Below are 12,816 nucleotides of genomic sequence, written 5' to 3' on the forward strand. Positions count from 1 at the left end.
GGGGGTGGGCGCCCGACCTCCTCGATCGGTATCGTTGACGGAGAGCGCGAGCCCACCCCCGGCCCCTCCCGCTTGCGGGAGGGGGGAAGGAAGAGCGTCGATCTCGTGGCCTTCGCGGATGATCATTTCTTCGGCCGCACGACCATCGTCGAGGTGCGGACCGGCACCGCGATGCGCGGGTCTTCGATGCTGCCGGGGATCGGCGCGCTCGGGATCGGCGGCGCGGCGCCCATGTAGTCGCGGACAAGCTGGTCGATCGAGGGTTCGACCCCCGGCTCCTGCAAGCCCTGTTGCAGGCGGACATAGCCGTAGCGCTGTTCGGTCAGCTTGCGGCTGTCCTCTGCAGTGCGCAAAATCGTCGGGCGGATGAAGATCATCAGGTTGGTCTTCGAGCGCTGTTTGGCCTTCGACGTGAACAGATGGCCGAGCACGGGCAAGTCGCCGAGCAGCGGGATCTTCTCGATCGTGCGGCGCTCATTGTCGTCGAGCAGGCCGCTGATCACCGCGATCTGGCCGTCGTCGACGGTGCGGACGGTCTCGACCTCGCGCTTGTTGAGGATCAGGTCGCTGTTGTCGCTCGATACCGGGCCGGCGATCGAACTCACCTCGAGGCGGAGGTTCAATTTCACCGTGCCGCTCGAGTTCACCTGCGGGCGCACGGTCAGTTCGATGCCGACGTTCTGGCGCTGCGTGGTGCGGAAGGCGTTGTCGAAATTGGTGCTGAGCGCCTGCCCGGTGGTAATCGGGATCTCCTGCCCGACGAGGCTGTGCGCCTCCTGGTTGTCGAGCGTGACTAGGTGCGGGACCTGGAGGAGGTTCGAAGTGGTATCGCTCTTCACCGCGTTGATGATCGCGCCGAAGAACGTGCTGCCGATCTTGCCGCCGAACCCGCCAAAGCCACCAGCCGCGCCGAGGATGGAGGCGATTGCCGACTGCTGGAGCGTGTCCGCCGCCGCGCTGGTGGTCTTGGTCGTCGTCGTGCTGCCGTCCGTGTTGGTGGTCGTGGTGCTCGACGTGTTGAGCTGCGTCGCGCCGATCGCGCCGGCGATCTGCAGGATGTTGGGTGCGGAGTTCGAGAAGGTCGACGCGCCGAATGCGCCGCCGCTCGGGTCGCCGACGATGAACTGCGCGCCGAGCGTGCGGGCGGTCGAATCGGAGACTTCGGCGACGATCGCCTCGACCAGCACCTGTTCGCGGCGGGTGTCGAGCTGGCGGACCACTTCATTCAGTTGGCGCTGGATTTCGGCAGGGGCGGCGATGACGATCGCGTTGGCGCCGGCGAAGCGCGTGACGACGGCTGCGGTCTTGCCCCCGGCTGCGGTGATGGCGGGCTGGCCGGAGCCCGATGAACCGCCGCTCGATGATGGTCCGGATTGCGGGATCTGTGGTTGGGAATTGTTCGACTGGCCGCCGGACGCCCCGTTGGTGCTGCTTGATCCGAAATTCGAGCGGGAGAGCGCGGTCTGCACGGGCTGGGTCGGGGTCTGACCGACGAGCTCCTGGAGGACCGGCAGCAACTGCTCGGCATCGGCGTTTTCGAGGAAGACGACCTTGATCTCGGTGCCGTTGCGCGCCTTCTGGTCGAGATCGGCAGCGACTTGTGCGAGGCGGGCGACGGTGGTGGGATCGCCGCGGAGCGCGACCGCGTTCGAGCCTTCGACGGCGACGACCGAGGCGCTCGGGCCGGTGGCGGCTGCACCACCCTGCCCGCCGCCCGATCCCGCGCCGATCAAGCCCTGGAGCGCAGTGGCGATTTCCTTGGCGCTGGCGTTCTTGAGCGCGACGACGCGGGTCGACGAGGTGTCGGTGTCGATCCGGCGGAGAACCTCGCGGATACGGCGGATGTTGTCCGCGAAATCGACGACGACAAGGCTGTTGCCGCCACGGTTCGCGCTCACCGAGCCCTGCGCACTGACCAGCGGGCGGACCGTCTCGACCGCCGACTGCGCGTCGATCGCGCGGAGGCGGACGATTTCGGTGACGTAGCTGTTGCGCGCCGCCCCCGCGACGCCAATCCGGCTCGGCTGCGACGCGGCGTTGTCGAGCGGCTGGACACGGAACGCGCCGTTCGAGGTCGGCACGGCGACGAGGCCGTTCGCGCGCAGGGTCGATAGGAAGATCTCGAAATATTCGGAGCGCGACAGCGGGCGATCGGTGACGACGGTCACTTTGCCGGCGACGCGGTTGTCGATGATGAAGGTGCGCCCGGTGACCTTGGCGGCATCGGCGATGAACGCGCGAATGTCGGCATCGCGGACGTTCAGCGTGGTCTGGGCGTGGACACTGGCGGCGAGCGCGAGCGCGACGACCGGACCGAGGATAAGCTTTTTCATTGAGGTGGCGCGATCGTGATGGCGAGCGGCAGGGTGTCCTGGCCGCGTTCTACGGTGATGGGGACGTTGCCGCCGCCCGCGAAATCCTTGGCGATGCGGTCGAGATCGCCCGGGCCGGAAACCGGGCGACCGCCGATCGAGGTGACGACATCGCCGTCCTTCAGCCCAGCCGAGCGGAACGCGTTGCCCGAGCCCTGCGACCGGACGGTGAGCCCGCTGATACGGCCGCCGTCGATGCGCGGGATGAAACCGATCTCGCTGCGAAGCTGCGCGACCGGGATGCCGACGACCGGTGCCGGTGCGCCAGCCGGCGCCGCGCCTGGGACCACGGGCGTCACGGCGCCGGACTGATCGAGAAACAGGTCCTCGTCGGCGCCGCCACGATCGATCGTGACGTGATCGAACGCGACGGCCTTGAGGCGAACGCCGGGCTGAATCTCGTCGCCGATCGCGACGCTCTGCTGCACGCCGTCGGGACCGGCGATGATCGCGGAACTGCGGCCCATCGCCTCATCCATCCGCGTGCCGAACAGGGTCAGTTGCAGCGACGTCACGGTCGAGGGCTGGCCTGCCGCGCCGCCGAGACGAAAGAACGGATCGAAGCCGCGGAGAATGTCGGCGGGCGAGCCGACCACGACCGGTGCAGCGGGGCGCCAGTCACCGAGCGGCGTGATCGGCGTCACGATCGTCCACGCCAGCCGCGCGCACTGCACCGCAAGCCCGGCCAACAGCGCGAGTTCGACGACACTATAGACATTCACGACCGGCATACGCCGCAAGATACGGCGCGCCCGCGCGTCCAGCTTCAATCGCATCCGCGACCCACCCCATTTTCCCGCATCTCGTCGCGTAGGCATGCCATGTTACAATTCCGCGTCAATGGGTTGCATGCCGATGACAGACGTTCGGCGGGGTAGCGCTTCGCCTTCGGGGTTGGCAGAAGACGCGGATGTGCGAGCATCCTCCCTCCAGTGGCTCCGGCCTGCCCCCCGAACCGGTGATCGCGCGGCTGTCGGTGCCTGGCGTGCAACGCGTGCCGAGCGCGAAGCTCGATCTGTTCGTGCGGCGTGACTTCCTGCCGCCAGACCTGTGTGCAGCGTTGATCGAGCGGATCGATGCGGTGCGGCGGGCGTCGACGATCTCCGATTCGAACGGCGATGCGAGTTATCGGACGAGCGAGACGGGGGACCTGTCGGCCGACGATCCGATGGTGATCGAGGTCGAGCGTCGGATACTCGCGCTGACTGGGCTCGACCCCGCGCACGGCGAGCCGTTGCAAGGGCAACGCTATGCGGTCGGGCAGGAGTTCAAAGGACACACCGATTATTTCGCGCCGAACGGCGTCGATTACCAGCGCTATTGCGGGATCGCGGGGAACCGGACGTGGACCGTGATGATCTACCTCAACCAGCCTGAGGCGGGCGGCGCGACGCGGTTCAAAGCGATCGACAAGATCGTTCAGCCGGAGACGGGCAAGCTGCTCGCGTGGAACAACCGACGCGCGGACGGAAGCTTGAATGCGGCGACGCTGCATCATGGGATGAAAGTGCGCGCGGGGGTCAAGTACGTGATCACGAAATGGTTTCGGGAGAAGAAATGGGGGTGAGGCATGCGGCTCGCCGCGATCCTCCCCCGCCAGGGGGAGGTGGCTGGCACTTCGCCAGACGGAGGGGGCGGAAAGGGTAATCCCTGTTCCGTGTCCTCCCCCTCCGTCACCTTCGGTGCCACCTCCCCCTGGCGGGGGAGGATTGAAGAGGGGAACCCGATCGCCCTTAGAACTGGACGCTTGCCCCTAGCGTGAACACCCGACCCAGCTTGTAGCGGTTGATGTCGACTTCGTTGCCGTTCGAGAAGGTCTGATACTCTCGGTAGCCGGTGCCCGTCAGGTTGCGCGCCTCGAACTTCACCTCGATCTGCTTGCCCGAAACGTCGATCCCCTGGCGCGCGACCACGTCGAAGCGGATGCCGGGCTTCTCGATCAGGTCCGGCAGGCGAACGCCGCCGCCACCGCCGACCGGGCCGCGGTTGGTCACGCGGTTGCTGGCGTAGTTGAAGAGGAAGGTGAGCTGCGACAGGCTCGCCTTGTCCTCGATCCCGAGCTGCAGGTTGACGAGGTGATCCGATTGCCCGGTCAGCGCCGCGCCGTCCTGGAACAGCACGTTGGCCGGACGCAGGCTGGCGGTGGTGCCGTTGCTCTGGATCGGGCTGGCGATCAGCTCGTCGCCGATCTTCAGTTCGGAGTGCGTGTAGGTGTAGTTGGCGATCGCCACGAGGCGACGCGTCGAGAAGAAGCCTTCGCCCAGCCCGTCGAGCGGGATGTATTTCTGCAGCTCGACCTCGCCGCCGTACAGGTTCGCGCGCGGTGCGTTGGCGAAGCCGGTCTGGAGCGTGTCGCTGCCCGCCGGGAAGAACGCGACCGCCTCGATTGGGTTGTCGATGCGCTTGTAGAAGCCGGCCAGATTGAACTTCTGGTCGCGCGCGAAATACCATTCGTAGCGCAGTTCGCCATTATACAACTGCGAATCGGTCAGGAACGGGTTGCCGAAGAATAGGCGATCGCTTTCGAAATCCTGGTACAGCTGCGGCGCGAGTTCGCGGAACTGCGGGCGCGCCAGCGTCTTCGACATATGCCCGCGAAGCTGCATGTCCGACGCGAAGTTCCACGTCACCGTCACCGCCGGCAGCCAATAGGATCGCGACAGATTGGTCTGTGCGAACGAAACGCCAGCACCGCCGCCCGGCAGCACCGTCTCCAGCGCGTCCTCGTAGCGGATGCCGACATTGGCACGCAGGCCGTCGACGATCTCGCCCTCCAGCTGCGCATACGCGCCGTGGATCCGCAGCGATGCGTCGTAGGTGGGAGCGCAGTTCGGCGCGACGCAGGTGTTCTGCAGGCCGATGCCGTAAGTCTGGAGGTTGAAGTCCGACAGCAGGAAGTCGGGTCGTTCCTGCGCCACCGCGTCGTTCAGCGCGACGTTGCCGGCGGTCTGGTAGCGGAAGGTGTAGCGGCTCGATGTGCGGTCGGTGTCGCTATACGCATAGCCGACCGAGAGCGCGAACGGCCGGTCGAACGGCGCGTTCCAGGTGAGGTTGGCCTGGCCCGACCAGAGCGTCTCGTCGAGTTCGCTGAACGCGACGCTCGCGCTCTGCAAGCCGCTGAGGTTGTTGGTGTAATCGCCGACTGTCGCGTTGTACTGGTAGGTGAACTGGCGCTCGTACGGCGAATTGCGCTCGGTCTTGGCGTAGCTGCCACGCGTATCGAGCGCGAAATCGCCGAACTTGAACTCGCCGACCAGTTGCGTGTCGATCAGCTGGCGTTCGAACCAGCTGGTGTTCTGGACGATGAACGGCTGGATGCCCGAAACGTCGCCGATGTTCGACGTGGAACCGGTGCTGAGGCGCCCCTGCTTGAGGGTGTCGTGGATATAGAGATTGGTCCAGCGGATCTTGTTCTCGCCGAACTCCGCGCCGAAGCCGAGCAGGCCGTTGATGATCGACCGGTTGTCGGTCAGCACCGTGCGGAAGTCGCGCGTGAGGATGCCACCGACGTCGTCGGTCGACTGCTGGAGCGTGTCGCGCGTCCGCCATGTGTTGCTGATCCCCGCCGCGGCGATCACGCCAACGCGCGTGCCGCCGAGATCCACCGAGGTGCCGAAGCTCGTCTCACCCGACAGGTTCGCCGGGATCTGGTTGTTCTGCTGGAGCAGCGTCGTCTTCGCGTTCGACAGCGGCGTGATCTGCGCGCCGGTCAGCGAGGTGCCGTTGGCGCCCGCGGTCTTGATGAAGCCGGGCACCTTGCGCTCGCCGCTGTCGAAGCCGGTCCAGTCGTGCTTGCCGCCGTCATAGACATAGCCCAGCTCGCTGGTCGTGACGGTGTCCGCGCCGACCGATCCGCCGAACTGGAAGAACGTCTTTTCGGGCACGGCCTTGGTCGTCAGGTTGATGACGCCACCGCCGAACTCGCCCGAATAATTGACCGAATAGCTTTTCTGCACGACCGCCGAGGCGATCACGTTGGTCGGGAAGATATCGAGCGGGACGACGCGGCGCAGCGGCTCGGGGCTCGGCAAGGGCGACCCGTTGAGCAGCGACGACGAATAGCGATCGCCGAGACCGCGGACGTAGACGAGACCGTTGCCGACCACCGACAGACCCGTGACGCGCTGGAGCGCGCCAGCGATGTCGCCTTCGCCGGTCCGCGCGATGTCGGCGGACGACAGCACGTTGACGACTTCTGCCGTGGCGCGGACCGCGTTGGGGATATTGCGACCGACGACGACGATGTCTTCGCCGCCGCCCGCGCCGCCGGGAGTCGAGATGTCGACCTGTTCCTGCTGCTGCTCGGCCTGCGCCGCCGGATCGGCGCGCTGCTCGATGGGCGTACCGGCCTGCGGCGAGACGACGCTGCCGGCGGGCGCGGTTTGCGCGAACGACTGCGCCGGGACGAGTGTCGTCGTCGCGAGCAGGACGGAGACGAGAACGGATGACTTCATGGCTGCCCCGGCAACAAGAGGAATTCGGTAGGTAAAAAGGCTGCGCGGAAGGCCCCCGCCCCCCGCGCAGCCTCAAGGCTCTGCGTCGGTGTCAGCTGGTCGGCAGCGCAGTGCAGGCGCCGCTGGTCGTGCCGAAGTTCGCGCGGTTCGAATTGCACGTCCAACCGCGGTACCAGGTGTCGGTGGTGCCGTTGACCGCGCCGACATAGTTCGTGTTCACGAGGAACGCGGTGCCCGCCGGGTTGAGCGTGGCGGCGTTGAACGCCGTGGTCGTGGTCGACACGCCAGCGGGCAGGAAGATGCCCGTGACGGCCGAGCCGACGGCCGCGCTCTCGGTGTTGTTGGTGCCGGCACGGAACAGCGCCTGCTGCTCTTCGGTCGTCACGGTCACGGCGTTGACGGTCGTCGTCGCGTACGGCGTCAGGCAGCTGAACACGACCGAATTGAACACCGGCGGCCCCTTGTCCTGCAGATCGGTGTTGGCGGGACGGATGGTCGTCTTGCCGCCTGCATCGGCGCCGGCGATGACGTTCAGGCACGCGCTGTTCGGGTTGCTGACGATGCCGTTGACGAAAGTCGCATCGGCACCACCGCGCAGACGGATCGCCGCGTTGGTCGCGGTCGACGTCTCGATGAACGTGAAGTTGGCGAGGGTGTACGCCTGGCGGGGCAGCGCGTCTTCCGAGCCGTTCGAATCGATCTCGGTCGAGTAATTGTCGGTCTGCGTGTTGGTCGGCTTCTGGATCGCCAGCACGAACTGCACGAAGCCCTGCCAGCCGACATCGGTATCCAGGCCGTCATCGTCCGACCCGGTCAGCGCCAGATAGCGCAGGTTGCTGCGACCGCCGAAGATCTCGATGCCGTCGTCCGAGCTGTTGTGAATCTGGATGTGATCGAGCGTCGTGCCCGAGCCGGTACCGCCGAGCGTCAGGCCCTGAAGCTCGTTGTTCGGGCTGATGACCGTGCCCGAATAGCGGATCTGGACGTAGCGGACGCTGCCGCTGCTGTCGGTCGGCACCGCGCCGCCGTACAGCGCCGTGCTGGTGCCCTCGACGACGTTCTCGCAGGCCGCGTTGCCGCCGGCGACGGTCGTGTTGCAGTTCGAGATCGGTGCACGACCGGCGAGAATGATGCCGCCCCACAGCCCCTGCGATTCGTCGGTCACGCCGCCGGTGATGTTCGCCTGTGCGGTGAAGATGATCGGCTGCGTCTCGGTGCCCTCGGCGATCAGCTTCGAGCCGCGGTTGACGACCATATAGTCGTTATCCGCGTTGGTGGTGTTCGCGTAGAGCAGCGAGCCGGCCGCGATCGTCAGCGTCGTGGCGATGCCGCCCGGCGCGCTGCCCGCGCCGCCGATGTCGACGCCGACATCGACGCGGCCGTTGATCTCATACGCGACGCCCGCGACCTTCGGCAGGCTGAGCGCCGAGGTGATCAGCGACGGCAAGCGGCAAGAGCGATAATTGCCGAGAATGCCGACATCGGTGGTCCCGGTCGGGCACGACGTGGCGGGCGTGCCGGGTGTAGGCGTGGGTGTCGGCGAAGGGGTCGGGCTCGGCGTCGGCGTACCCGGGACGACGATCACGCCTTCACCCGGTGACGCGACGCTGTCGGCGCCATCGCAAGCGGACAGTGCGACGCAGGCGGTACCGGCGAGCAGGACGAGGCCAAGGCGTTTGAAAAAGGGCGCGTGCGTAGTCATTCGAGAGACTCCCGGTCGGATCGTTGATCTGATGGATCGACTCAGGCTCCCCCCTGCCGACCTCGATTGGGCGAGTAGGCGGACAGCGTGACGCTACGATGCGATTTGGATGACGTTTGCGTGACCGGGATGTGACGAGCCGATGACACGAACCGCGGCGACGGGTTGAAATCGCGCCGGGCGAACACATCTCTTCCGATCGGGCGCGCGATGATTTACAGGCGCTGCCAGAGTCACCCGCGGCGCATCCCTGCGCTGTCGCGGTCAGACCATCATTACAGGATTATTCGACGATAATGGCCTCTTTCAAGGACCCCAGTTTCCAGGATCGCACGAGCAGCGCAGCCGCCGCCAAGCAGAAGGCTCTCGAGGCTCTGCGCGCCAAGCCTCCGATCGACGAGGCGGTCGTCGCCGAGCGTCTCGCCGCACGCGAAGCCAAGGAACTCGCCGAGCGCGAGAAGCGCGCTGCCAAGCGTGCCGCCGAGGACGAGGCCAAGGCTGCCAAGAAGGCCGAGGCCGAGGCCGCTGCTGCCAAGAAGCGCGAGGCAGAGGCCAAGGTCGAGCTGACCGACGCCGAGAAGAAGGCGATTCGTGACGCGAAATATGCGGCGCGGAAGAACAAGAAAAAGTGACTGGGGCGGGCGGCTTGCACTGCCGCCCAAAAGCATATGTTCGGGATAGCCGTGACTGATGCGCGCACCTTTTCCGGCGCTAGCTGGGCAAGGTGCGGCGTCATTGTCGTCGTGATCGGCACCGTCCGATCGCAGAGCTGACCGCTGTCACGTCCGCGACGCTATCGTTAGCGGGCGGTCAGACCCCGATGACCGTCGCCATCTTGGCTCGACGGAGCACCGGGTGCCTCAGAACCTTGCGAAGGATTGACCGAACATCGACGCCATGAAGGCGTGTTTGACCCGTACGCCTTCGCACGTCGGGGCTTGGCGTCCTATTCTGCGGACGTAGGTTGTCGCGCTGGTGACCGGGCTTGCAAAAATGCACCCGCAGGGACGGCCCTGCCCTCCCCACCAGGGACATGATCATGGTTTGGAAACCGTCGGATACGTGATGAGGCGGGATCCCCGACATTTGCGAGGGGCTACCTCGCGCTGATAATTCGGGGAGATTGAACGCCGACCGGTCCCGTTCGCAATACAAGCCGCGGACGTGACCGATCGATACGACGTATCAGAAGCGGAAGCGTGCGCCCGCCTGGATGGTTCGGGCCTGCTCCCTCACGCCTACGGGCAGCGAATTGAACGCCCCGAAATAGGTCCGGGCGTTGTTGCGCAGGAGGTTGGTCGCTTCGAGGCTGAAGGTGATGAACTTGATCGGTGTGACATTGATCGCCGCATCGAGCCGCGACGTCGCCTTCGTAAAGATCGAATAGCCTGGGTTCACATAATCGATGCTCGTTTTGTATTTCGACCTGTAATTATACGCCACGCGCGCACTGAACATCGGCGTGTCATAGTATAGCGAGGCGTTGCCCGAATAGCGCGAGGTGAAGGGTGAATCGAAGATGTGCGGTACGTCCGGCACTTCGTCGTCGGGATAAAGATGAAGCTCGTTCACTGGAATGAACGTGAAATTGAGAGCTGTGCCGAAGTGGCGCGCGAAACCGGGCAGGAAATCGAATGCCGTGTTGGCCTGTGCTTCGAGACCCGCGATCTTGCCAGGACCGGCGTTGCGCTGTTTGAATACCAATGCGTCACGCGCGATCGCTGCGACATATTCGGTGGCCGAGGTATAGTAGATGAAGCCGGTCTGGTTCTTGAGGAACCCGTTCAGCGACAACAGCCCGCCCGACCCGAAATAATATTCTAGCGTGGCGTCGTAACTGTTTTCCTGCACCGGTTTCAAATCGGGATTGCCCGCATAGACCGGCCCGGTGGGGCTCGCGATGGCATCGCGCAGTTCCTGGAACGACCGCATATCATAGAAACTCGGGCGCTGGACGTTGTGCGTGTAGGACAGGCGCATCTGCAATTTGGGCGTGAAATGGATCGTCGCCGTCGCGCTCGGCAGCAGATCGGTGTAATTGGCCTTGGCCGACACCTGCTGCGTGACGAGCGTGTAGATCACGCTGCCGTTCGCCCCCTTGTTATAGGAATATTGGCTGCTGGAGGAATGGCCCCAGGTGTTGACGTAGCGCAGCCCCAGCGTGCCATCGATCGGGAAGATCGCCTTGAACCCGTAATTGAGCTGTCCGTAAGCCGCGAAGGTCTGCTCGTTCTCGCCATACGCCTGGCCCGGATCGTTGTTGCCCGGCCGCGCCGTCGTCCAGTCGCGGCCCTGCAGGTCGGCACCGTTGGCGATCATGTAATCCCGGAGCGCGGAAAAGTTCTTGTAGAAATCCGCGTTGTCGAAATGATACCAGGTCGGGATCTCGCCGGCGTTGCGGATGTCCGGCGTCGTGGTGACGAGGCCAACCCCGGTCGCGGCGCCAACGGAGGCGAGTGTCGGCGCGGTGGCGGTGTTGAAGAAGAACGCGTCACGGTACCCGTAGGTGTTCTCCATCGTCCGCTTCGTGAAGCGTCCGCCGATCTGGAACGAGCGCAGCAGGCCGGTGGCGCTGGCGTCGTAGGTCAGGTCGAGGGTGCTGGCGAACAGCGTGTCGTTGTACGTGCTGTTCTGGTCGTGGATCTGATACAGCTTCGACGTGCTCGGATCCGAGATGTCGACGGTCGGGAAGGTGATGTACGGGCCGCCACCGGGCACGTTGTCCGAGTTGAAATCGACATGCGTCGCCGTGCCGTTGGTGAACCGGGTCTGCTGCTGCACCGTATACGAGTCGACGTCGGACCAGTTATACTGCGCGCCGAACTTGATGTGCACGCGATCCTTGTTCCAACGCGTTTCGAAATTGGTGGTGTAGGTGTCGCTCTTCATCTTCTGATACAGCGACAGCGGACCACCCTGAACGCCGTTCGGGTTGTTCAGCGTCATTGATCGGATCGTGCCGTCATCGTTGACCACGACGTCGGAAAAGCTGCCCTGGTCGCTGTTGGTCTGCATCTTCAGATAGTCGCTGGCCGACGTCTGGCGGACGCCGATGTACGAACCTTCCAGCACGAAATCGAGATGGTCGTTCGCGCGCCATTGCCACGAGGCGTTGAGCGACGGACGCTTGGTCGATCCAGACTCTACGCCGTAGGTGACCGCATAGGGAATGATCGTGCCGCGGAGCGCAGCCGGCAACGCGAGCTGCGTCGGGCTACCCGCGTAGAGGCCTGCGACAAGCGGTGATTCCGCCGCGACGAAGTTCTCGTTGTAATTGTTCTTCGTCAGCGACCCGTTAAGCAGGAATCCCATTTCGCCGATGCTGGTGTCGAAGCGATCGGCGACGAGCAGGCTGCCATAAGGGCTTTTGGTGTTGCCGATGTCGGAGAAGGTTTCGCGGAAGCTGCCGGCGACCGTAAGGCCCTTCTGGAGATCCAGCGGGCGGCGAAGTTCGACGTTGACGGTACCGGCGATGCCGCCTTCGGGTTGGCTGGCGCTGCGCGTCTTGTAGACATCGACCGACTTCAGCAACTCGGCAGGAATGTCGGCGAGGTTCAGCGATCGCGATCCGGCGGCGCTGGCTTCGTAGCCGTTGATCGTCGTCTGGACGTCCGACAGGCCACGGATCGTGACGGTCGAGCCCTCCCCGTGGACGCGATCGATCTGGACGCCGGTAACGCGCGCCAGCGCCTCAGGCACGTTGTTGTCGGGCAGCTTGCCGACGTCCTCGGCGACGATCGAGTCGACGATCTCCTTCGATCTGCGCTTCTTGTTGCGGGCGGACGCGATACTGGCGCGGATACCGGTGACGACGACATCGCCTTCCTGAGCGACCTGATCGGCGTGATTCTTGCTCTGCGCCCGTTCACGGCGCGCGGCCTTGGCCGCCTTTCGGGCAGCAGCGCGCTGGGCCCGAGTGGCGGGCGGGGGCGTGCGCGTATCCTGGGTAGCGCCGACCGCCGCGGTTGTCGCTGCGGTTGCGGTTGCGCCCGTCGCAGCGATCCTGCGCAGACCGGTAGCCGCACTGGTGACCGGCATAGTCGCAACCAGCAATGCCGCCGCACCACAACTAAACTTCAGACTCGTCCTCACCCGCATTTTCGAACCCCCCTCTGATCAAACTACGCCTGCCACTTCGAATACTAGATATGGTATACGGTTTGTGGTCTGAGTTATTATGTTTGTCAAGCTGGCCGACGTACGACGTCAAATGTGGCTGGGAACGGCCGATAGGCATCGATAATTGCACAGGAATGCCCTAAGTCCGGACGTACCGAGCATGTAGCTC

Annotated in this window: 7 protein-coding genes; 2 read left to right on the forward strand and 5 right to left on the reverse strand. The window is 64.9% G+C overall.

The genetic code is table 11. The annotated features are described in order from the left end of the window. Positions 1-122: 122 nt before the first annotated feature. Positions 123-2,333 (reverse strand): type II secretion system secretin GspD, encoded by a 2,211-nt coding sequence (gene gspD / locus AC3D24_RS06430; protein WP_489029184.1) that lies wholly within the window; start codon positions 2,331-2,333, stop codon positions 123-125. After that, positions 2,330-3,148 carry a type II secretion system protein N gene (locus AC3D24_RS06435; protein WP_489029186.1) on the reverse strand — a complete coding sequence of 273 codons (819 nt, stop codon included), beginning with the start codon at positions 3,146-3,148 and terminating at the stop codon, positions 2,330-2,332. Before AC3D24_RS06435 ends, gspD begins: the two co-directional genes overlap by 4 nt. A gap of 134 nt (positions 3,149-3,282) precedes the next feature. Here AC3D24_RS06435 and AC3D24_RS06440 point away from each other — a divergent pair, with 134 nt between their 5' ends. Beyond that, a complete protein-coding gene (locus AC3D24_RS06440; RefSeq protein ID WP_489029187.1) occupies positions 3,283-3,939 on the forward strand; it encodes a prolyl hydroxylase family protein in 657 nt (218 codons plus the stop codon). A gap of 166 nt (positions 3,940-4,105) precedes the next feature. Here AC3D24_RS06440 and AC3D24_RS06445 read toward each other — a convergent pair whose 3' ends face one another. After that, positions 4,106-6,826: a TonB-dependent receptor domain-containing protein gene (locus AC3D24_RS06445; protein ID WP_489029188.1), complete on the reverse strand. Its 2,721-nt coding sequence runs from the start codon at positions 6,824-6,826 to the stop codon at positions 4,106-4,108. A 91-nt stretch (positions 6,827-6,917) separates the two neighbouring features. Beyond that, the gene (locus AC3D24_RS06450) at positions 6,918-8,528 is read right to left on the reverse strand and encodes a hypothetical protein (RefSeq protein ID WP_489029189.1); all 1,611 of its coding nucleotides are present in this window, start codon (positions 8,526-8,528) and stop codon (positions 6,918-6,920) included. A 296-nt stretch (positions 8,529-8,824) separates the two neighbouring features. On the opposite strand from AC3D24_RS06450, the gene AC3D24_RS06455 reads away from it, so the two are divergent. Next, positions 8,825-9,160, forward strand: coding sequence for a DUF6481 family protein (locus AC3D24_RS06455; RefSeq protein WP_056058003.1), 336 nt, complete (start codon positions 8,825-8,827; stop codon positions 9,158-9,160). A gap of 553 nt (positions 9,161-9,713) precedes the next feature. On the opposite strand, the gene AC3D24_RS06460 is transcribed toward AC3D24_RS06455, so the two are convergent. Further along, positions 9,714-12,620, reverse strand: coding sequence for a TonB-dependent receptor (locus AC3D24_RS06460; RefSeq protein WP_489029191.1), 2,907 nt, complete (start codon positions 12,618-12,620; stop codon positions 9,714-9,716). Positions 12,621-12,816: the final 196 nt, after the last annotated feature.

The sequence above is a fragment of the Sphingomonas sp. SL1004 genome (genome assembly GCF_057815015.1).